We start from the raw sequence: 18,474 nt of genomic DNA on the forward strand, positions 1-18,474 counted from the left end.
TTACAGTGAGAATATGACCGACACCGCTGGCCTTCGCCTGTCCCGGATGCTCCGGGACACGGAGAGCTTCCTGCTTCCGCTCACCGAGGTCGCCCATGATGTCGAGATCACGCGGATCGACTTCGGATTCGACCTGCCGCAGGAAGACGCGCTCGACGGCGGGGCCGCCGAGAACTCCGATCACGCCGCCGCTGCCTCGGCTGACCCTGCCCGCCGAGCCCGGGCCGGGGCCGTCGTCCTCATCACCGACGCGGTGCACAGTCGAACGGGACTCGAGGCGATCCTCGACGAACACGCCGGGGCCGCGGCGCTCGTGCTCCCGCCGGGAGCGCACGCCCACCTCGGCGATTCCGAAGCCCCGGGTGGGCAGCAGGGGCCCGTCCTCCTCGAACGCTCACCGCATGTGACCTGGTCGGAGGCGCTCGTCCACCTGCGGCAGCTCAAGGAGGGGGCGACGAGCACCCTGGCCTGGCCCGATGTCGACGATCTCAGCGCCTTAGCGGCGGTCATCGCGGACTTGACCGGCGCATCGATCACGATCGAGGACCCCGCTTCGCGAGTCCTCGCCCACGCCAACCTCGGCGATGAGCTCGATGAGATCCGGCGGGAGACGATCCTCACCGGGGCGATTCCGGCCTGGCGGATCGCCGAACTCGAGGAATCCGGATTCCTCGACACGGTCCGACACTCCACCGACGTCGTCGAACGCCGCGCCGCCGGCTCCTCGCCGGCCCGTTCCGTCATCGCCCTGCGCAGCGAGGGCGAGCTGATCGGCACGATCTGGGCGGCCTACCCGTCCTCGGTCGATCCCGAGCCGCTGCGGGAGGTGCTCCGCGATGCCGCCCGCGCCGCCCTGCCCGTGATGCTGCGCACGCTGCGGCGCTCACCGTTCGAGAAGCGCATCCGCCGGGAGGCCCTCGGCGGGATCCTCGCCGGCCCCGCCGACCTCGGCCCCTCGGCGACCCTGCTGGCGCTGCCGTTTGCCGGCCACTACTGTGCCCTCGCCTTCGCCGAGGTGGCGCCCGAGCGCGAGCCCGTGCTGCGATTCCATCTGCGGGCGGCCTTCGCCGATGCCGTGCTCGCGCATGTGGAGCCCGGGCTCGGCACCGGTCCGACCGCCGGCGGTGGGGCCCATCTGGCGGTGCTGGTGCAGATGAGCGAGCCGATGGACGCCGAAGGCATTCGGGACCATGTGCTGACAACGCTGCGGCGTTCGCTGCCCGGAGGCGACCGGCTGGCCTTCGGCGTCGGCACCCCGGTCGACCGCCTCGACGAGGTGCACCGCTCCTGGACCGAGGCCGTCTACGTCGTCGACGCCGTCCAAACCCGGCTGAACTCCGCCGGTGCGGCCCGAGCGGACGCCGAGGCGGGTCTCGCCTCGGCGTCCGCAGAGGTGCCCGAGGCGGTCACCGGAGCGACGGCCGCCGATGTCGCCGCGGAGGTCGTCGGGCTGCGCGTGGCCGACGCTCTGCGAGCCGCGGACGCCGGCGACGGAGGCGAACGCGTGGTCTGGCCGGCCCGCGCGCTGGCCCGGCACGACGCCAACCACAACGGCAGCCTGCTCGAGACGCTGCGCGTGTACTTCGCCACGGTCGGCAACTCCGCCGAGGCCTCCCGCAGGCTGCACGTGCACACGAACTCCCTGCGGCATCGGCTGGGACGGATCGAGGAGATCACCGGTCTGTCGACGGCCGAGCCCGCCGACAGGCTGTGGCTCGAACTCTCGGTGCTCACCCACGACCGCGCGAGGAGCTGAGCCCGGCGGCCCGGGGCGCCGGCAGCCCATTATGGTGTGAAACCTACAATCGGGTGCGGCAAAGATTGGCAGGTTATTGTCTGTTCGGCTAGGTCGATCGTTCTAAAGTGACAGGAGACCACGAACAGAGGACGGTATGGCAGACCACTCGATCCCGGACAGCCGGGCAGGGGCGATCAGGGCGATCGCCGAGACCAGCGATCACCTCGGTCGCGGTGACGCGGACGACCCCGATGCCGGTCGTGACGGGCACGCACGCGTGCCCGTCCTATCGGATCGGGACCCGGTGCTCGGACTCATGGACCTCGATTGGGTCGACGCCGCGTTCGAGCGGCTGAACTCGGCCTTCGCTTCGCAGCGGGACGTGCTCCACGCGGTGGCCTGCAAGGCCGTGCCGCTGCGTTCGCTGCTGCATCGCTACGCCGAGGCGGGAGCCGGCTGCGAGGTCGCCAGCCCCGGTGAGCTCGAACTCGCCCTCGAAGCCGGGTTCGCTCCCGAAGCGATCGTGTTCGACTCCCCGGCCAAGACCTGGACCGAACTGCGAAGGGCCGTCGATCTCGGTGTCTCGATCAACATCGACAACTTCGACGAACTGGCCCGCCTCGACACGATCCTGGTAGAACGCCGCCCCGGACCCGCCTCGGCGGAAGTGCCGGGTCCCGCCTCGGCGCGGATCGGCATCCGCATCAACCCGCAATCGGGCACAGGCGCGATCGGATCGCTGAGCACTGCCACCGAGACCTCGAAGTTCGGCATCGGGCTGGGCGATCCCGGTGCCCGCGAGAGCCTCATCGAGGCCTATCTGGCCAGGCCGTGGCTCAACCAGATCCACGTCCACTCGGGTTCCCAGGGCATCAGCCTCGACAAAGCCGCGGTCGGCATCCGCGCCGCCGTCGAGCTCGCCGAAGAGATCAACGCACGAGCCGCGTCGGAGTCGACGACGGTGCCCGAGACGAGCACGTCGGTCCGGCGCGATTCGCAGTCGCCGACGGCGCCCGACCGGCGGCGGGTCACCCGCATCGACATCGGCGGGGGACTGTCGGTGAACTTCGACGGTGAGGACGTCACCCCCACCTTCGCCGAGTACCGAGCCGTGCTCGAGGACCTCGTGCCGGGACTGTTCGAGTTCGACATCGTCACGGAATTCGGTCGCGCACTGCTGGCCAAGGCCGGCACCATCCTCACCCGCGTCGAATACGCGAAGACCACCGGCGGGCGCCGCATCGCCATGACCCACGCCGGCGTCCAGGTCGCCACCCGCACCGCCTACGCGCCGGCCGATTGGCCCCTGCGCATCCTGCCCTTCACCGCGCACGGCGCACCCAAGACCGCCGAGGCGGTCCCGACCGATATCGCCGGCCCCGCCTGCTTCTCCGGCGACCTCCTCGCCCGTGACCGGATGCTGCCCCGCCTCGACGCGGGCGACCTCGTGGCCGTGCCGGAGACCGGCGCGTACTACTTCTCGAACCCGTTCTCCTACAACCTCCTGCCGGCCGTGCCCGTCTACGGATACCGGACGACACCGGACGGGGCGATCGAGTGGACTCTCATCCGCCGAGGTCAGTCCCTGGACCGAGTCCTCACCGAGACGGGTGCATTCGACAGCGGGGCTTGGAACCGTGGGAGGATTGACTCCTCATCTAACAATTCAGCAAACTTTGAGTTCGAGGGCCAAAACAATGACAACCTCCGAATAGCCTCGGAGATAAGTGACCGGTCGCTCAGCAGAGGTGCTGAGGCCATCGACTCGGCTGAGAAGGGAAGACAATGACGATTCGACGCATCACCACAGCGGCCATTGCCGCGCTCGCCCTGACCCTGACCGCCTGCGGATCCGGAGGGGGTGAAGGCGGCGGCGGTGAGACCACGGACGACCTCACCCTCGGAACCGGCGGCACCTCGGGAACGTACTACCCGCTCGGTGGAGAGCTGGCCACGATCTTCGAGAGCAATGTCGACGGGGTCACCGTCAACTACGTGGAGTCCGGCGCCTCGGCGGAGAACCTCGGCAAGATCTACCAGGGCGAGTGGCAGATGGGCTTCACCCAGAGCGATACCGCGAACGATGCCGTCAACGGTGAGCTCGAGGACCTCGACGGCACGGAGCTCGACAACGTCGGCTGGCTCGCCTCGCTCTACCCCGAGGCCGCACACATCATCGTCCGCGACGACTCGGACATCGAATCGGTCGATGATCTCAAGGGCAAGAAGATCGCCGTCGGCGATGCCGGATCCGGCACGCGGGCGATCTCCGATGCGATCCTCGAGGCCGCGGATATCGGCGAGTCGGACTACACCCCTGAGATCACGGACTTCGGGGCATCGACCGATATGCTCGGCGACAAGCAGATCGACGCCACGATCTTCGTCGTCGGCACACCCGTCGCCGGTCTGACCCAGCTGGCGGCCTCGACCGACGTCCGACTGCTCGAGCTCGACGACGACGTCACCTCGGCGATCGAGGAATCGACCGGCGCGGAGTCCTACGACATCCCCGCCGACGCCTATGACTTCCTCGACGAGGACGTTCCGACGGTTTCGGTGTTCGCCGCACTGGTGGCATCGACGGACCAGGTCAGCGAGGACACGGCCTACGGACTGACCAAGGCACTGTTCGAGAACACCGATGACGTCACCCTCGATGTCGGACAGCTCATCGAGAAGGACACCGCGATGCAGGGAATCGGAGACGTTCCCCTGCACCCGGGAGCTGAGAAGTACTTCGAAGAAGAGGGCGTCGACCTGCCGTGAGTGACGAGACGACAGCGCCCCGGCCGGGAGATCCGACGGCCGGGGCGGCTGCCGGCACGCAGGCGGCAGCCGAACAGGCGACGGAGAAGATGCTGCGCGACGTCGACTCCTCGAGTCGGTTCCGCACGAATCTCGGTTGGTGGGCATGGGTGATCGGCGGAGTCTCCATCGTCTTCACGCTCTACCACCTCTACGCCGCACTCGAGCGGCCGTTCAACACGTGGATGCACTCGTCGCTCCACTTGGCCGGGGCGACCGCGCTGATCTTCTTCCTCTACCCGGCCAGCAAGAGGCTGCTCGACGCACCGGCCACCGGCAATCGCGTCGCCGACTTCCTCATCGGACGCGGCAGCCGAATCGCGTGGTACGACGTTCTGCTCGGGCTGGCAGGACTGCTGTGCAACCTCTACATCTTCTTCGACTATTCGCGCCTGGTCAGCAACTCCGTCCAGATCCTCGGCTATTCGACCCTCGACTTCGTCGTGGCGATCCTCGGAGTCCTCCTCATCCTGGAGGCCACCCGCCGCTGTGTCGGACTGCCCATCGTCATCATCGCCGGAGTCGCCCTGGCCTACGGGCTCTTCGGCAACCACAGCCCCGTCTTCCGCCACTCGGGGATGAGCGTCGAGGACCTGGCGACGAACATGTTCCTGTCCAACGGCACGGGCATCTTCGGCACCCCCGTGCAGGTGTCGGCGAACTTCATCTTCCTCTTCCTGTTCTTCGCCGTGATGCTCGTGCACACGAACATCGGCCAGTTCTTCAACGACGTCGCCTTCCGCCTGACCGGCCGCTATACGGGCGGACCGGCGAAAGCCGCGGTCGTCGCCTCCGGGCTGCAGGGAATGGTCTCCGGCTCCTCGGTGGCCAATACGGTCGCCTCGGGGTCGTTCACCATTCCGCTGATGAAGAAGGCCGGATTCAGACCCCACTTCGCCGCGGCCACCGAGGCCACGGCCTCGACCGGCGGGCAGATCATGCCGCCGATCATGGGTGCGGCCGCGTTCATCATGGCTCAGAACGTGCCCGACCTCGAATACAACGGCCTCATCGTCATCGCCATCATCCCGGCGCTGCTGTACTTCCTCGGCGCGTTCCTGTCGATCCACTTCGAAGCGAAGATGAGCGGGATCCTCGGCATGGCGAAGTCGGCGCTGCCGGACGGTCGTGAACTGCTCAAGCGGATCGACCTGCTGCTGCCGCTGGTCGTCATCGTGCTCACTCTGCTGACGGGCATGTCCCCGATCCGGGCGGCGCTGTTCGGCATCGGCACGGCCTTTGTCCTCAGCTTCCTGCGGAAGATGACCCGGCTGGGCCCCAGGGCACTCGTCAACGTCCTCGTCGCCGGCGCGCGCACGGCGCTGCCCGTCATCGCCGCCTGTGCCACGGCCGGCATCGTCGCCGGCACGGTCACCGTGACCGGTCTGGGCGGACAGCTGGGCAAGGGGCTCGTCGATCTGGCGGGAGGCAACTTCTTCATCGTGCTGTTCATGGTGATGATCGCCTGCCTCGTCCTCGGAATGGGGCTGCCGACGACGGCGAACTACGTGGTCACGGCCACTGTCGCCGCGCCGATCCTGTACAACAACTTCGATGTGCCGCTGATCGCCGCGCACATGTTCGTCTTCTTCTTCGGCATCCTCGCCGATATCACCCCGCCGGTCTGCCTGGCCGCCTACGCCGGGGCGGGCATCGCCGGTGCGAACCCGATGAAGGCCGGAGTGACTGCGGTGCGGATCGCCATCGCCGGATTCCTCATCCCCTATGTCTTCATCATCCAGCCCGCTCTGCTGCTGCAGGGAACCTGGCAGGACATGCTGTCTGCGCTCGTGACGCTGTGCCTGGGCATGGTCGGCGTGGCCGCAGGAATGGCCGGCTACTTCTTCGGTGTCACCAATGTGGTCGAACGAGTGCTGCTGGTGGCCGGAGGCATCGCGCTGGTCTATCCGGCCCTGTGGATCTCCCTGATCGGGCTCGTGGTGCTCATCGCCGTCGCCATCCTGCAGAAGCTGCGCAAGGCCGAGACCTCGGATCAGATCGCACACCGCAACGGACAGGCGACACCGGCGGCCTGACGGGCCTCCGCACCCTGCAGTCGAGTCGCTCCGGCCGGCGGCAGGGGAGTTCGATCGCCGGCCGGGAATCCGATCGCCGGCCGGAGCATCCGGTCGCCGGCCGGAGGCCCGGCCGGCAGTGTGCCGAAGCGGGCCGGCAGTGTGCCGAAGCCGCGCGCAGACCGGCCCGGAAACGGATGCTGTGGTGTTTGCACAGTCGCTGACAAGCAACTTTGTGTGTTGTTATGCCGAAATCAGGGCACTTCGAACGTAGAGTGATCTCAAGCACACTCATCGCATTCGGCACGCACGAACGCAGTCGCCCGGATCGACAGTGACAACTGAATCACCGCACGAGCAGAAGGACAACGATGTTCACTCACCCCACACTGCGCAGAGGACTGCGCCGGTGCCTGGCCGGCGTCGCCGCACTGGCCCTGGCCGGTTCCCTGGCCGCCGGACCGGCCCAGGCGGCCACCTCAGAGGCGCCGGAGTCCGAAAACGTGCTGCGGATCGCCACCGACGGATTCATCGATTCATTCAACCCCTTCACCTCGTTCTACCTGGTGCCGACGAACACCTTCCGGTACATGTACGAGAACCTCGTGGCCAATGACGCCGAGGACGGTTCGGTCACCGAGGGGCTCGCCACCGACTGGAGCACCGACGACGACGGCAAGGTCTGGACGTACACGATCCGACCGGACATGAAGTGGTCCGACGGCGAACCGCTGACGTCGGAGGACGTGGCGTGGACGTACAACCAGATGATGGACAAGGAGGAGATGGCGGTCGCCAACGGCAGCCTCGTCGAGAACTTCGACAAGGTCGAGGCTCCGGACGAATCCACGCTCGTGATCACCCTGAAGGAGCCTCAGGCGAACAACCCGGGCCAGGAGATCCCCGTCGTGCCCGAGCACGTGTGGTCGAAGATCGACGAGCCCGGGGAGTTCAAGAACGATGAGGAGTCGGTCGGCTCCGGTCCGTTCCAGCTCGAGAGCTATGAAGCGAACAAGTCGATCACACTCAAGGCGAACCCGAACTTCTGGCGCGGTGAGCCTGAGCTCGACGAGATCCAGTACCGCTACTACACGAACTCCGACGCTCAGGTCCAGGCCATCCGCTCCGGCGAGGTCGACTTCATCTCCGGTCTCAGCCCGGACCAGTTCACCGCACTCGAAGGAGCCGACAACGTCGAGCTCAACGACGGCGACGGCCGCCGGTTCAACGGCATCTCCATCAACCCCGGCATCGCCGATGCCGATGACAACGAGTTCGGCACCGGCCACGAGGCGCTGAAGGACAAGCGGGTCCGTCAAGCCATCCGCGCCGGCATCGACATCGAGACCCTGCGCAACCAGGTGATGCAGGACTATGCCCAGCCGGCGACGAGCTTCATCCCTTCGGTCTACCCGACCTGGGCCCTGAAGGACGATGATCCGGTCATCAGCGGATTCGACGTCGACCGTGCGAAGAAGCTGCTCGACGAGGCCGGCTGGGAGGAAGGATCGGACGGCATCCGGACCAAGGACGGTCAGAAGCTCGAACTGCGGTTCCTCACCGACGCCGACGAGCCGATCGAGCAGAACACCGCGAAGTTCCTGGGACCGTGGATGGAGGACATCGGCATCGATCTCAAGGCCGAGTCGACCGATGTCGACACGGTGTCGGAGCGCACCACCAAGGGCGACTACGACATGTATTTCTCCGCCTGGTCGATCAACCCGGATCCGGACTATCAGCTGAGCATCAACACCTGCGGACAGCGCCCCGACGCCGACGGCAACGGAGGCACCAGTCAGGACGGCTGGTGCAGCGAGGAGTTCGACAAGCTCTACCGAGCCCAGCACGTCGAACTCGATGAGGCCGAGCGCGCCGAACTCGTGCAGGAGGCTCTGGCGGTCCACTACGAAGAGGCCCCCTCGGTGACGCTGTGGTACCCGAGCCAGCTCGAAGCCATCCGCTCCGACCGGTTCACGAACTTCACCAAACAGCCCACCGACGGCGGAGTGATCGCCAATCAGGTCGGCTACTGGGGATATGCCTCGGCCGAACCCGTCGGCGCCGATGAGGCCTCGAGCGGTGGAGGCCTCGGCGTTGGCGGCTGGATCGGCATCGGTGCCGCTGCCATCGTCGTCCTCGGAGGAGGCGGCTGGCTGCTCAGCCGCCGCAAGTCCTCCGACGATCGCGAGTAGGCGGCCCAGTGAGCACACCTTCCCACAGCGATCCCCGGCCCGGGGGCCCAGCCGACCCGGGGCCCGCCGCGGAACCGGCAAACCCGGCCATCGCCTCGGACCCGGCGAACCCGGGCCCCGGCACGGGGACGACCGGCTCCGGGACCGCCTCGGCGATGGGATCGAACGGCTCCGCCGATATCGACGAACCGCCGAAGGGCGGATCGTTCGCAGGCTACTTCCTGCGCAAACTCGGCGGGGCCGCGACCTCGATGGTCCTCGTCATCGTCCTCGGCTTCTTCGCCTTCCGAATGCTGCCCGGCGACCCCGTGCTCAAGATCGCGAAGGAACGGCCGATGTCCCCGGCGCAGATCGCCGAACTCCGCAGCCAGTACGGCCTCGACAAGCCCGTCATCGTCCAGTTCTGGGACTACCTCGTCGGCATCGTCACCGGTGACCTCGGGGAGAGCTATGTCTACCGGAAGACCGTGTCCTCGCTCATCGTCGAATACCTCGGGCCGACCCTGCTGCTCACCGGCACCGCGGCCGTCATCGCGATCGGCATGGGACTGTGGCTCGGCCAGCTCTCCGCCTGGAGGCGGAACTCGCTGTTCGACAGGCTCGCCTCCTCGACCTCGCTGATCTTCTGGTCCGTGCCGACCTTCTGGCTCGGCCTCATCCTGCTCATGGTCTTCGGCGGCACCCTGCAATGGCTGCCCACCGGAGGCATGATCACCCCCGGCCTCGATCCCTGGTCGGCCGCCGGGATCATCGACGTCATCAAGCACCTGATTCTGCCCGTCATCTCCCTCGTCGCCGTCGTCTACGCTCAGTTCCTCATGATCATGCGTGCCTCCCTGATCGAGGAGATGAGCGAGGACTACCTCACCACCGCCCGTGCCAAGGGCCTGACCGAGGACGAAGTCCGCCGCCGGCACGCCGTCCCCAACGCCCTGCTTCCCACCGTCACCGTCGTCTTCCTTCACATCGGCGGCCTCATCGCCGGCGCCGTCACCGTCGAAGCGGTGTTCTCTTGGCCGGGCCTGGGCAAACTCACCTTCGAAGCCATCCGCGGCCCCGACCTCCCGCTGCTGCAGGGCACCTTCGTCGTGTTCTCGGCGATCATCATCGTGATGAACCTGGCCGCCGACCTCGTCTACCGATTCCTCGATCCCCGTGTCAGGAGGGCGTGATGAGTGCGAACACCCCCGCCGAGGCGGCCCCCGGATCCCCGGACCGCGACCCCCGCGATGGCGGAGCGGCGATCGACGGCGCGAAGTTGGTCCGCGAACGCCGACTGAACAATGCGAAGAGGAACTGGGCGCTCTTCCGCTCCGACGCCCCCGCGGTCGTCGGAGCGCTCGTGCTGCTCTTCTTTGTCGTCATCGCACTCGCCGCCCCGCTCATCGCCCCGGCCACGATGCTCGACGTGACCCAGCAGCTCGAGGCCCCGCGCTACGCCCCGCCGAGCCTCGACCATCCCCTGGGCACCGACGGCCTCGGCCGCGAGCTGTGGGTGCGCATCCTCTGGGGAGCCCGCGTGTCGATCCTCGTTGGTGTCGCCGCCACCGTCATGTCCATGGTCATCGGCACCATCATGGGGCTGGCCGCCGGCCACTTCAGCGGACTGTTCGGCGGCATCATCATGCGCATCATCGACTTCTTCATCGTGCTGCCGTCCCTGCTGTTGGCGATCGTGCTCTCCTCCGTCCTCGAACGCGGTGTCTTCACCATCGTCATCGCCATCGGGCTGACCTCCTGGGCTTCGACGGCGCGCATCGTGCGGTCCCAGACCCTGAGCGTCGAATCCCGGCTCTACATCGAGCGGGCGCGCATCCTCGGCGCCGGGCATCGGCACATCCTGTTCCGGCACCTGCTGCCGGCGGTGATGCCGCTCGTGCTCGCGAACACGACGCTGACCGTGGGCGGGGCGATCATCGCAGAATCGACCCTGTCGTTCCTCGGCCTCGGAGACACGAGCAAGGAGTCCTGGGGCACGATCCTGAAGAACTCGATGGACGTCTCGGCAGCGACTTCGGGCTACTGGTGGTACGTGCTCACCCCCGGCATCGCGATCCTCCTCGTCGTGCTGGCCTTCACGATGGTCGGGCGTGCGCTCGAGGCCATCATCAACCCCGCGCTGAGGAGCCGCTGATGACCGATCTGTGCTTCGAGAACGTCTCGATCACCTACCGGACCTCCTCATCGCGCGGCGACGTCGTCGCCGTCAGTGAGGTCAGCCTCGACCTGCCCGCAGGCGCGACGCTGGGCATCGCCGGTGAGTCCGGATCGGGGAAGACGACTCTGATCATGTCCGCACTGCGCCTGCTGCCGAAGTCGGCTCGGCTGGACGGGCGGGTCCTCCTCGGCGGGAAGGATCTGTCGCAGCTGAACTTCGGGCAGATCCGGGCGGTGCGCTGGTCGCAGGCCTCGATCGTGTTTCAGGGTGCCCTGCACTCGCTCAACCCCGTCCGGGAGGTCGGGTGGCAGATCATCGAGGCCCTGACCCACCATGCGAAGGATATCTGGACGAGTCCGGAGAAGCGGAAGGCGCGGATGCTCGAGCTGCTGGAAGAGGTCGACCTCGATATCGCGAAGGCCTCGGCCTTCCCGCATGAGCTCTCCGGCGGGCAGAAGCAGCGGATCATGATCGCCATGGCCCTGGCCTGCGAACCGGACATCATCATCGCCGATGAGCCGACCACCGCCCTCGACGTCATCGTCCAGAAGCAGATCCTGTCCGGGCTCGCCGCCCTCGTCGACGAGCGGGGGATCTCCCTGCTGATGATCAGCCACGACCTGGCGGTTCTTTCGTCCGTGTGTGCAGATCTCGCGATCATGCGCGACGGCAGACTCGTCGAATACGGGTCCAGCGATCAGGTGTGCCTGCAGCCGCGGGAGGACTACACGAAGCAACTGGCCGGAGCGTTCCCGCAGATCGGGGACCCCGAATCGCGGCTGAATCCGCGAACGCTGAGACCCGCCGAGGTGGCTCGGACGCAGCCGTTCACCATGAGTGATGAGGTGGTGCTCGAGGCCAAGGACCTCAGCGTCTCCTTCGACACCCGGCGGGGCAGGGAGAGAGCGGTTCGGGGCGTGGATCTGTCACTGCGGCGGGCTGAGATCCTCTCCGTCGTCGGCCAATCGGGATCGGGAAAGACGACCCTGGCCAGGGCTCTGCTGGGGCTGCAGAAGGTCGATCCGGGATCGCAGCTGGCGTTCCAGGGCAAGGCGCTGCCGCGGAAGGCGAAGGCGCTGCGGGCCTTCCGCCGCCAGGTGCAGATGATCCTGCAGGACCCGGCCGGATCGCTCAATCCCAAACGCAGCGTCTACGAGGCCGTCGTCGAAGGGCTGCGCGTGCAGGGCATCCGCGACGCCGAGTACGCGCGGGTTCTCGGCGCGCTCGAGGCCGCCGAGCTGACCCCGGCCGAAGACTACCTCGAATCGATTCCGCAGGAGCTCTCCGGCGGGCAGCGCCAGAGGGTCGTCATCGCCGGTGCGCTGGCGCTGGACCCACAGGTGCTCATCGCCGATGAACCCGTGGCGTCGCTGGACGCCTCCGTGCGCGGGGAGATCCTGTCCCTGTTCCTCGCCCTCAAGCACAACCTCGGGATGAGTGCGCTCATCATCACCCATGATCTGGGCCTGGCCTGGAACATCGCCGATACAGTGGCCGTGATGAAGGAGGGCGAGATCGTGGAATACGGTGAAGTCGACAGCGTGCTCGAGAACCCGCAGCACGCCTATACGCAGGAACTGCTCGCCGCGGTTCCCCGACTGGGAAGCCAGTCCCTGGTGAGAAATGACTAGTATCCGCAGCCGCCCGAACGGCAGCGTCCCGGGCACCCCTGTGCCTGCCAGCCCTCTGCCCACGAGCCCGTACCTCGAGACCGCGCCGCTGCAGCCCGGGGACACCGTCCGCCTCATCGCGCCTTCGGGACCGAGCGACGAGGAATCGCTGGTACGGGCCATCGCGCAGCTCGAATCATGGGGCCTCACCGTCGTACCGGGTGAGCACATCCGCGCTCGCCACCCGCGAGTGACGTATCTGGCCGGCACCGACGAACAGCGGCGGACCGACCTCGTCGACGCCTGGTGCGACCCGGACACGGACGCCGTCATCGCCCTGCGCGGAGGCTATGGGGCCATGCGGCTGCTCGACGAGATCGACTTCGACCTTATGCGCCGCCACATGCTGCGACGTGACGGCCGACCCAAACTGCTCACCGGGTCCTCAGACATCACCGCCTTCCACCAGGCCTGGGACCACCACCTGTCGGCGGCGACCCTGTTCTGCCCGATGGTCGGCAACGACCCGTTCAAGAACTCGTCCGTGGTTCCCGACGAGGTAGCCTCCTGGCTGTTCGCGCCCTGGGGAGGTCGCGAACTCGGCTTCCCAGCCGCTGGTGGTATCGGGGCCGCTGCGGGCACCGAGGCCGCTGTGGGCGAGAAGTGGTCGCAATCGGATACTTTCGGACCCGAAAGCTCTCCGAACGCGACCAGTTCTTCCGTGGCAGCGGGCGCAGGGGGCCATGAAGCACCCTCCTCAGACGGCGCTGCCCACTCCGACGGCGCGAAAGCCCTCTCCCGCGGCCGGGCGCGGACTCTGGTGCCCGGACGGGCCCGGGGCCGCCTCGGCGGGGGAAACCTCAGCCTCGTGGCAGCGGGCATCGGCAGTCCGGAACTTGCCGGGGTGCGCGAGCGACGCAGCAGATCCGGTCCGAACATCCTCATGCTCGAAGACGTCGACGAAGAGCTGTACCGGCTGGACAATCTTCTCGTGCAGACGGTCCGGGCGGGGTGGTTCGAGTCGGCGGATGCGGTGGTTCTCGGATCCTGGGAGGACTGCGCCCCGGTCGCCGAGGTCGAGGCGCTCTTCATGGACTTCCTCGGCGAGGCGGGCATCCCCATCGTGACCGAGATGGGATTCGGCCACGACCCGCACGCGCCCAGTCTGCCGCTCGGCGTCGACGCCACCCTCGAAGCCCCTCCTGGCGGACGCCCGCGCCTGTGGGTGGACCCGCCTGCTCGCAGGCAGGATCGGCCGTGACGGGGCGAATGTGGGCAGGGATAGAGGAGACCGTGAGACGCAGCGGAGGATCTCCGACCGAGACGAAGACTGCGACGAGGGCAGGAGGACGATCATGAGCGAACTGGACTTCGACGGACTGCCGGGAGTGCGCTTCAGCGCCCTGGCCTACGACGTCGACAGCGGAGACAGGGTCTTCGCCCACAACGAGAACGAGGAGCTCGACACCGCGAGCATGGGCAAGGTGTTCCTGCTCCACACTGCGCTGCAGATGTCGCAGGACGGCACGCTCGATCTGCAGGAGCGACTGACCCGGCGGCCGAGCGAGCGCGTCGACGAATCCGGCATCTGGTACCTCATGGAACAGGACGAACTGAGCATCTTCGACGTGGCTCTGCTCATCGGTGCCTTCAGCGACAACTTCGCCACGAATGTGCTCATCCGCCGCGTCGGCCTCGAGAATGTCGCCCGCCAGGTCGAGGAGCTCGGATACGAGAACTCCGGCCTGCACGACTTCCTCCGCTGGCCGCGTCCTGCCAAGGCCCCGCGCACCCTGTCGACGGGAACCGCCGCGGAGATCAGCGACTTCATGGCCCGGCACGCGAAGGACGAATTCTGGGACGAGTCGACGAATGAGATCTTCCGCCGCTGGTTGGGAGCCGGGGCGGACACCTCGATGGTCGCTTCGGCGTTCGATCTCGACCCGCTCGCGCACTACAACTACCAGCGTGATGTGTGGGTGTGGAACAAGACGGGCACGAACGGCACGATCCGGGCCGATGCGGGCATCGTCATGACTCCGACGCGCCGGGTCTCCTATGCGGTGTTCGCGAATTGGGAACCCGGCACGGACCGCGTCGTCGAAGTCATGCCCATCATGCGCCAGGCGGGGGAGGTGATCCACCGGTACCTCTGAACGTCCGTCGACGGATTCGGGTCGGTCGTGATGATGCGAACGCCTCGTACGGCTGATTCTCGAGTATTCTTGACGGACTATGACTTCCTCGATCTACCTCACCGGCGAAGCGAAGGCGCCGTCGAACAACCCGATCATGACGCAGTACGGGCTGTTCTTCATCGCCTTCGAGATCGAGGCGGACACACACCGAATCCTCGATGTCGACTGCTCGGCGACGTTGGCCCTGACCAGGAAATTCATCAGGGACCTGTTCATCGGCGCGGACATCACGGACACAGGTCGGCTCACCGAGGCGATCACGGCCAGATACCACGGGTCCTCACAGAAGGCACTCATCGCCGCAGTGAACAGCGCGGCGAAGAAGTACCGAGAGCTGCCCGCTTCCGGCTGAGACGCCTTTCGACCACGAAGATTGCCCGAGTCCACACCGGCCCGGATCCAATCGACAACCACACATGGCTTCACCGCGGCCCGCACGTGCCGAGCTCTGCGCGGGAACACTGCCTTCGGTCGGTAACCCTGCCTTCGGGCGGACCGGACAGCGCGGTCCGCTCCCGGGCAGACCGACAGGTCGGGGCGCGGTCCAATCCGAAGAGGGAGTGTCGTTTGTGATTACGGACGGTTTTCTTTTCATCAGCCTGCTGCTGGCGATCTCGGCGGGTCTCGTCGTCGCCGGCAACAGCGGAAGATTCAAGGTCTTCAAATATGTCCCCGGGTTCGTCTTCCTCTACATCGTGGCGGCCCTGCTCAACACGGTCGGCCTGTTCGACCACGACGCGATCGACGGAGTCGGCGACGGGGTGCAGGACGCCCTGCTGCCGGCGATGATCCTGCTCCTGCTGTTCAAATGCGATGTCCGGCAGATCGTCCGACTCGGACCGAAGCTGCTGCTGACCTACGCGGTCACAGCCGCGAGCATCATGGTCGGCTTCATCGTCGCCTATCTCATCGTGCACTCGGCACTGGCCCCGGAGTCCTGGAAGGCGCTCGGCGCGCTCAACGCCTCCTGGACCGGCGGCTCGGCGAACATGGTCGCCGTCCAGGACATCCTCGAAGCGCCCGAGGACATCTTCGGCTATGTGCTCATCGTCGACACCGTGCTCTACTCGTTCTGGCTGCTCCTCATCTTCTCCTCGGTCGCCGTCTCCGACAGGTTCAACCGATGGACGAAGGCCGACATCTCGAAGTTCGACTTCGCTGATCGGGTCACCGGCGAGGAGGAGAAGCCGATGACCCTGCCGTCGATCATCGGTCTGCTCGGCTTCTCCCTGCTCGTCTCGGCCCTGGCCGCGAAGGCCGGCGAGCTGCTGCCGGAGGTCGGCGTCGTGATCAACGCCTCGGCTTGGACGATCCTCATCGTCAGCGTCCTCGGCCTGGTCATCGGTTCGACCCGCTGGGGACGGGCGGCGGGATCGAGCGAACTCGCGACCATCATGCTCTATCTCATCATCGGCATCATCGCCTCCGGGTCCGACTTCACCTCCCTGGCTGAGGCCCCGCTGTATCTGGTCGCCGGCATCATCGTGCTCCTCGTCCACATCGTCATCATGCTCATCTACGCGAAGCTGACGAAGACCGAACTGTTCAGCATCGCCGTGGCCAGCACGGCGAACATCGGCGGGATCGCCTCGGCGCCGGTGGTCGCGGGCGCGTTCAACCGGCAGCTCGTGCCGGTCGGTGTGCTCTTCGCGCTCATCGGAGCGTTCGCGGGCACATTCCTCGGGCTGTGGACGGCACAGATCATGTCGGGGATCGGATGACGACCGTGAAGACTCGCCCACCCACGACCCGCGGCACCCCGTCCGCGACCCACGGCACGCCGTCCGCGACCGGCCTCGCCCGCGGCCTGCAGAGCACATTCGCCCATCACCTCACACTCTCGATGAAGGAGCACTCCCATGACCCTTGACGTCTTCGACGGCCACAATGACCTCGCCTGGTTCCTGCGCGAGGAGCGCGACTACAGCGTCGAGGGGCTGAACGATCCGGCCGTGTCGCCGTTCACCACGATGGACCAGCTGGCCGCCGGCCATGTCGCGGCCCAGTACTGGTCGGTCTACGTCCACTCCTCGATCACCGGCGCACAGGCGGTCAAGGCGACCTGGGAGCAGATCGACGCGGTCGCCCGCTTCGTCACCGCCTACCCCGAACGCCTCGCCTTCGCCCGCACGGCCGCCGAGGTCACCGCCGCCCGCCGTGAGGGCAGAGTCGCCTCGCTCATGGGCGTCGAGGGCGGACAGCAGATCGATGAGTCCCTGGCGATGCTGCGCTCCTATGCCCGTGCCGGAGCCCGATACATGACGCTGACCTGGTCGACCACGCATTCCTGGGCGGATTCGGCCACCGACGAACCGCAGCACGGGGGCTTGAGCGCCTTCGGTCGGGAGGTGGTGGCCGAGATGAACCGCATCGGCATGATCGTCGACCTCTCCCATGTCGCACCCTCGGTCATGCACCAGTCGCTGGACCTGTCCGCCCTGCCGGTGATCTTCAGCCACTCCTGCGCCTTCGGGCTCAACCCGCACCCGCGCAACATCCCCGACGACGTCCTCGATCGCGTGCCCGGAAACGGGGGAGTGGCGATGATGACCTTCGTGCCCTCCTTCGTCTCGAACGCCCGCCGCGAATGGGTCGAGGCCGGAGAGCAGGGCACCGCCCCCGAGGTGACCGTAGCCGAGGTCGCCGACCACTGCGATTACGTGCGCGAGAGGATCGGCATCGACCACATCGGCCTCGGCGGCGACATCTGCGGAGTCGATGAACTGCCGACTGGCCTCGGCGACGCCGGACAGTATCCGAACCTCTTCGCAGAACTGGCCTCACGCGGCTGGTCGGAGACGGATCTGCGCAAGCTCGGCTTCGACAACGCGATGCGGGTCCTCGAGGCCCACGAGGAGGCGTACACACGATTCCTCGGGTCGGCCGATGACGTCGCGGCTGCCTCGGCGGGGGTGGAATCATGACCCGGCTGCTCGTCATCGTCAACGACGTCGACTCCCAACCGGGGCTGCTGACACAGTGGATGATCAGCGAGAACGTCGAGTTCGATCTGCGCATCGGCGGCGTCTCGCCCCTGCCCGCACCGAGCGCGCTGGAGAGCTACGACGGGCTGATCACGCTCGGCGGCGGATACATGCCCGATGAGACCGATCGCGCTCCCTGGCTCGCCGAGGAGGCCGAACTCGTCCGTCACAGCCTCGACACGGACCTGCCGCAGCTGGGGATCTGCCTCGGCGGGCAGCTCATCGCCCAGGTCATCGGTGGTGATGTGCGGGCCCGGACCGGAGCCCCGGAGAAGGGATACACCGATATCCGCACCACCGCCGAGGCGGCCGACGACCCGGTGTTCTCCGCGATCCGGGAGCGGACGTCGTTCCTGGAGAGCCACGTCGATCGGATCGTCGAGCTGCCGGCCGAGGCGACGCTGCTGGCCTCGAGCGACGCCTGCGAATTCCAGGCCTTCCGGATGGGGCGGGCCTGGGGCACCCAGTTCCACCCGGAGTCGACGCGGGCGAACATTCTGCGCTGGGACGCGAAGAAGCTGCGGGACTTGGGGTTCGACAAAGATACTCTGGTCGAAGAGGCGGAGGCGATGGGGCCGGAGAGCGAGCGCGACGCGAAGGCGCTGTTCACCGCGTTCCTCGACGTGGTCCGCGGCCGATGATGCGTTGCCCGCGGACCTGACGCGCGCCCTCGGCGCGTCGGTGCGCTGATCCGCGGGGCTGATGCATACTGGGCGAAGCTCTGACACCATTCGGAGCTGCCAGGACTGCGGCGGAAGCGGCCGCGGC

The 18,474-nt window shown here is 67.1% G+C and carries 15 protein-coding genes; all 15 read left to right on the top strand.

Annotation, left to right across the window (positions count from 1 at the left end; genetic code table 11):
- Positions 1-13 precede the first annotated feature (13 nt).
- The 15 genes from IG171_RS00185 to IG171_RS00255 all read left to right on the top strand — a co-directional run bounded on the left by IG171_RS00185 (position 14) and on the right by IG171_RS00255 (position 18,347).
- On the top strand, positions 14-1,756 hold the full coding sequence (locus IG171_RS00185; RefSeq protein WP_212128949.1) for a helix-turn-helix domain-containing protein: 1,743 nt from the start codon (positions 14-16) through the stop codon (positions 1,754-1,756).
- A gap of 136 nt (positions 1,757-1,892) precedes the next feature.
- The gene (locus IG171_RS00190; protein ID WP_212128950.1) at positions 1,893-3,527 is read left to right on the top strand and encodes a diaminopimelate decarboxylase; all 1,635 of its coding nucleotides are present in this window, start codon (positions 1,893-1,895) and stop codon (positions 3,525-3,527) included.
- On the top strand, positions 3,524-4,507 hold the full coding sequence (locus IG171_RS00195) for a TAXI family TRAP transporter solute-binding subunit (protein ID WP_212128951.1): 984 nt from the start codon (positions 3,524-3,526) through the stop codon (positions 4,505-4,507). The genes IG171_RS00190 and IG171_RS00195 overlap by 4 nt, the downstream gene beginning before the upstream one ends.
- Positions 4,504-6,582: a TRAP transporter permease gene (locus IG171_RS00200; protein WP_212128952.1), complete on the top strand. Its 2,079-nt coding sequence runs from the start codon at positions 4,504-4,506 to the stop codon at positions 6,580-6,582. Before IG171_RS00195 ends, IG171_RS00200 begins: the two co-directional genes overlap by 4 nt.
- 350 nt (positions 6,583-6,932) lie before the next feature.
- A complete protein-coding gene (locus tag IG171_RS00205) occupies positions 6,933-8,756 on the top strand; it encodes an ABC transporter substrate-binding protein (RefSeq protein ID WP_212128953.1) in 1,824 nt (607 codons plus the stop codon).
- Positions 8,757-8,764: 8 nt separating this feature from the next.
- Positions 8,765-9,928, top strand: a complete 1,164-nt coding sequence (locus IG171_RS00210; RefSeq protein ID WP_249203880.1) for an ABC transporter permease — start codon at positions 8,765-8,767, stop codon at positions 9,926-9,928.
- Complete coding sequence (locus IG171_RS00215; RefSeq protein ID WP_249203881.1) at positions 9,928-10,890, top strand: ABC transporter permease; 963 nt, start codon at positions 9,928-9,930, stop codon at positions 10,888-10,890. The genes IG171_RS00210 and IG171_RS00215 overlap by 1 nt, the downstream gene beginning before the upstream one ends.
- Positions 10,890-12,545 (top strand): ABC transporter ATP-binding protein, encoded by a 1,656-nt coding sequence (locus IG171_RS00220; protein WP_212128956.1) that lies wholly within the window; start codon positions 10,890-10,892, stop codon positions 12,543-12,545. Before IG171_RS00215 ends, IG171_RS00220 begins: the two co-directional genes overlap by 1 nt.
- Positions 12,538-13,785, top strand: a complete 1,248-nt coding sequence (locus tag IG171_RS00225; protein ID WP_212128958.1) for an LD-carboxypeptidase — start codon at positions 12,538-12,540, stop codon at positions 13,783-13,785. The genes IG171_RS00220 and IG171_RS00225 overlap by 8 nt, the downstream gene beginning before the upstream one ends.
- A gap of 94 nt (positions 13,786-13,879) precedes the next feature.
- Positions 13,880-14,680, top strand: coding sequence for a serine hydrolase (locus IG171_RS00230; RefSeq protein ID WP_212128959.1), 801 nt, complete (start codon positions 13,880-13,882; stop codon positions 14,678-14,680).
- A 79-nt stretch (positions 14,681-14,759) separates the two neighbouring features.
- Positions 14,760-15,074: a DUF3870 domain-containing protein gene (locus IG171_RS00235; RefSeq protein ID WP_212128960.1), complete on the top strand. Its 315-nt coding sequence runs from the start codon at positions 14,760-14,762 to the stop codon at positions 15,072-15,074.
- A gap of 217 nt (positions 15,075-15,291) precedes the next feature.
- On the top strand, positions 15,292-16,443 hold the full coding sequence (locus tag IG171_RS00240; protein ID WP_212131445.1) for a DUF819 family protein: 1,152 nt from the start codon (positions 15,292-15,294) through the stop codon (positions 16,441-16,443).
- 5 nt (positions 16,444-16,448) lie between these two features.
- Positions 16,449-16,592, top strand: a complete 144-nt coding sequence (locus IG171_RS00245) for a hypothetical protein (protein WP_212128962.1) — start codon at positions 16,449-16,451, stop codon at positions 16,590-16,592.
- Positions 16,582-17,646 carry a dipeptidase gene (locus IG171_RS00250; protein ID WP_212128963.1) on the top strand — a complete coding sequence of 355 codons (1,065 nt, stop codon included), beginning with the start codon at positions 16,582-16,584 and terminating at the stop codon, positions 17,644-17,646. The genes IG171_RS00245 and IG171_RS00250 overlap by 11 nt, the downstream gene beginning before the upstream one ends.
- Positions 17,643-18,347, top strand: a complete 705-nt coding sequence (locus tag IG171_RS00255) for a type 1 glutamine amidotransferase (protein ID WP_212128965.1) — start codon at positions 17,643-17,645, stop codon at positions 18,345-18,347. The genes IG171_RS00250 and IG171_RS00255 overlap by 4 nt, the downstream gene beginning before the upstream one ends.
- Positions 18,348-18,474: the final 127 nt, after the last annotated feature.

Origin of the sequence: Brevibacterium sp. SMBL_HHYL_HB1, from assembly GCF_018208375.1 — a bacterium.
GTDB lineage: Bacteria > Actinomycetota > Actinomycetes > Actinomycetales > Brevibacteriaceae > Brevibacterium > Brevibacterium intestinavium.

Bases quoted from the DNA above. Each gene is read 5' to 3' on its own strand.
- IG171_RS00185 (WP_212128949.1), top strand. From the start codon at position 14: ATGACCGACACCGCTGGCCTTCGCCTGTCCCGGATGCTCCGGGACACG.
- IG171_RS00190 (WP_212128950.1), top strand. From the start codon at position 1,893: ATGGCAGACCACTCGATCCCGGACAGCCGGGCAGGGGCGATCAGGGCG.
- IG171_RS00235 (WP_212128960.1), top strand. From the start codon at position 14,760: ATGACTTCCTCGATCTACCTCACCGGCGAAGCGAAGGCGCCGTCGAAC.
- IG171_RS00225 (WP_212128958.1), top strand. From the start codon at position 12,538: ATGACTAGTATCCGCAGCCGCCCGAACGGCAGCGTCCCGGGCACCCCT.
- IG171_RS00205 (WP_212128953.1), top strand. From the start codon at position 6,933: ATGTTCACTCACCCCACACTGCGCAGAGGACTGCGCCGGTGCCTGGCC.
- IG171_RS00195 (WP_212128951.1), top strand. From the start codon at position 3,524: ATGACGATTCGACGCATCACCACAGCGGCCATTGCCGCGCTCGCCCTG.
- IG171_RS00215 (WP_249203881.1), top strand. From the start codon at position 9,928: ATGAGTGCGAACACCCCCGCCGAGGCGGCCCCCGGATCCCCGGACCGC.
- IG171_RS00250 (WP_212128963.1), top strand. From the start codon at position 16,582: ATGACCCTTGACGTCTTCGACGGCCACAATGACCTCGCCTGGTTCCTG.
- IG171_RS00255 (WP_212128965.1), top strand. From the start codon at position 17,643: ATGACCCGGCTGCTCGTCATCGTCAACGACGTCGACTCCCAACCGGGG.
- IG171_RS00220 (WP_212128956.1), top strand. From the start codon at position 10,890: ATGACCGATCTGTGCTTCGAGAACGTCTCGATCACCTACCGGACCTCC.
- IG171_RS00230 (WP_212128959.1), top strand. From the start codon at position 13,880: ATGAGCGAACTGGACTTCGACGGACTGCCGGGAGTGCGCTTCAGCGCC.